The organism is Hallella multisaccharivorax DSM 17128 (assembly GCF_000218235.1).
GTDB lineage: Bacteria > Bacteroidota > Bacteroidia > Bacteroidales > Bacteroidaceae > Prevotella > Prevotella multisaccharivorax.
Map to the genome: position 1 here is coordinate 1,650,822 of NZ_GL945017.1, position 2,584 is coordinate 1,653,405.

At 41.0% G+C, this 2,584-nt stretch carries 1 protein-coding gene and 3 pseudogenes; 1 reads left to right on the forward strand and 3 read right to left on the reverse strand.

Annotation, left to right across the window (positions count from 1 at the left end):
• Positions 1–220, forward strand: a pseudogene (locus tag PREMU_RS07140) (DUF5110 domain-containing protein); the annotation flags it as partial.
• 144 nt (positions 221–364) lie between these two features.
• On the opposite strand, the pseudogene PREMU_RS07145 reads toward PREMU_RS07140, so the two are convergent.
• From PREMU_RS07145 to PREMU_RS15625, 3 genes and pseudogenes are all read right to left on the reverse strand, one after another.
• Positions 365–643: pseudogene (locus tag PREMU_RS07145) on the reverse strand (RHS repeat domain-containing protein); the annotation flags it as partial.
• A 60-nt stretch (positions 644–703) separates the two neighbouring features.
• Entirely contained in the window at positions 704–1,261 is a 558-nt protein-coding gene (locus tag PREMU_RS07150; protein WP_007574213.1) for a hypothetical protein, read from the reverse strand.
• Positions 1,248–2,584: pseudogene (locus PREMU_RS15625) on the reverse strand (RHS repeat domain-containing protein); the annotation flags it as partial. The pseudogene PREMU_RS15625 and the gene PREMU_RS07150, both read right to left, overlap by 14 nt.

The following is a 2,584-nucleotide window of genomic DNA, read 5'->3' on the forward strand; positions in this document are numbered from 1 at the left end:
CAGACCGTTATGGCGGCGGCACCCTATGAGCGCATTCCNGTTTTCCGTGCCCGAGGGAAGCATTATCCCGGTCGGTCCCGAGATGGAATGGAGTGACGAGAAAGCCGCTGAGCTCATCGATCTTTATGTCTTTGCCGGAAGGAACGCTACGTTCACGCTCTACGAGGATGAAGGTATTAACTATAACTATGAGAAAGGCAAGTACGCCACCGTCATGTTCGCCGGATTCTCGTCCAACAGTATCACCCTTCTGCTAAAAAAACAATTCAAGACTGTCAGAATTTGGAAGCAACGGTCCTGTAAGGTATGCATATGCGCCCTCAAATGGTGTTGAAAACTCCAACTACTCTCACACCAGCTGAATAGTTGCCCTTGCATATATCTCGGGATAGAGTACTTCCTTCAGCCGCTCATAGTCGTAGGTGTAGGTGATGCAGCCCTTCTCGGAGATGCTCTTTCTGAGCTGTGCGGTGAGCTTGGTAAGGAGGTTGCCCGCCGCGTCGTAGGTCATGTCCGTCTCGCCCGCATCGGGGTGGTTCACCATCAGCTTGCGTCCTAACTGGTCGTATTCGTACTTCGTCTCCCTGCCGTTGGGGTGCGTCACGGTCGTCACCTCATTCACGGGATTGTAGGCATATCTCACGGTGATGTTCTCACCGCCGGTATGCTGGCGAAATTGTTGTCGGACGATAAATAGATACATTCAACTTCCTTCGTGTTTTTGATAAATATATTTGATATCAGGAGATATATAGAAATTTATTTGGGGAATAGGAAACTTGCTTAATTTGAAATCTTTTACATCTATTATATATCTAAATTCAACTTTTCTTATGATAACATAAGGTGGGAAATAAGGCGTATATAGACCTAATTCTCGAAGTTGTTTTTCCATCAATTTGACACAGATGTTAAGGCTATCTCCATTATCTATAATACTACTTTTATTTTTCCAATAATATGAAAATGTCCTTATGTTATTCTTTTTTGAAGATGAAATACTAAAATAGGAATAATATTTCTTTGCTTTCCAATCACTTATAGGAATAAACAGTTTTTCTCCGCTGGTATTTTTAATTTTGAATACCAAATTTATTTGTCTGGAGTAACAATTATGACCATCTTCATAAGTGTATTCTTTTGGATAATTATCAATTATTGTTACCAATTCGGCAGGAATCTCTACATTATTCTGACAACCTACTAATATAACAACAAAAAATAATACTGCTCCATAAGTTATCTTATTAATGTTTAACATATTCTGAAGGCTTATTATACTCTAAATATTTATATAATTCTTTTAAAGATTGGGTAGTTTGTCCCCAAGAAGGATGTCTTCGCTGCATCTGTAGAATTTTCCAATGTTGACCGCTATTTATCCCTAGTTCACCGTGTCCTGTGAATTCATGAACTCCGAGGACACTTTCGACATTTGATTCTGTTGAAAGATATGATCTTCTTTCGCTATCTCCAGTAGGATGAATAAATACCGTAAGTTGTATTTTATTTTTTTCTTTATTTGTTTCTGCAACAGGGGCATCTGACCAAGGCAAGACTGCATCATGATTATAAGTACCTGCTAATTCGTATTCTGGGCCGTCTGATTTTGTGTTGTAGTTTAATTTAACTATTGACACAGCATTATTTTTTAATTTGTTAGTTTTATATCCTTTTCTTTTAAGAACGTTTGTATAAATTTTTGAATAAGCGCGTGGAGATAAAGATACATTTTTATCATCTATTTGCCTGCACCCCCAGACTTTATAGTATATTTTTCGTTTTGAACGACCTATAACTTTAAATTTTGATATTATATAGATATGATCTGTTTTTGCTAAATTCTTAAAAACAAAGGATCCATTTTTTGTATAATACGAATCTCTTCCATCAGGATCCACCATATGTATTGGATTGTCTAATGTATATACATATCCACTCGTAGCTACATTCTTTTCCGCCAGTGGATCCACCCCATACCAAATACTTGCCACAGGTTCCATATACCTTGCGCCATAATAGTACAAGCCTGTCTCCTCATCCAGCTCCTTGCCGTTGAACTTATACGGCATTTCCTCTGTTGATGAGTGTTCGTCAACCAACAGCTCACCATAGGGAAGGTAAGCATCATATTGAGTGATGTTGCCCTTATCGTCCGTAATGTAAGAGGTCGAACCCAAATGGTCACTATGGAAGAAGAAGGTCTCCTCCGTTGTCGTATCATTCGGGATATAGCCATAACCGGCCTGTGGGTCATCCGGATTGCTCGGCTCATTCCAGCTGACGGGTGTCCCCGGTGTGTTTCCTTCCTTTGTGTTATGTTTCGGTGTCTGCACCCATCCCCTTGGGAACACTGTGGTCACCAAGATTGATGATAATCGTGTTGTAGCCAACACCCGTGTTCTCCGGGTCACCGTAGGCACCTTTTTCTGTTGGTACGCCTGGGGCGGTGCCAAGCTCTTTATAGTAGGCTTCTTTCTGCGACTGAATCTGGTTCATGCGCTCGGCATAGTCCTGCTGACCGGCGGTGACGTAGCTGCCGTTCATGCCATAGACATTGTTGAACGTGCCTGTGCCAATCCTA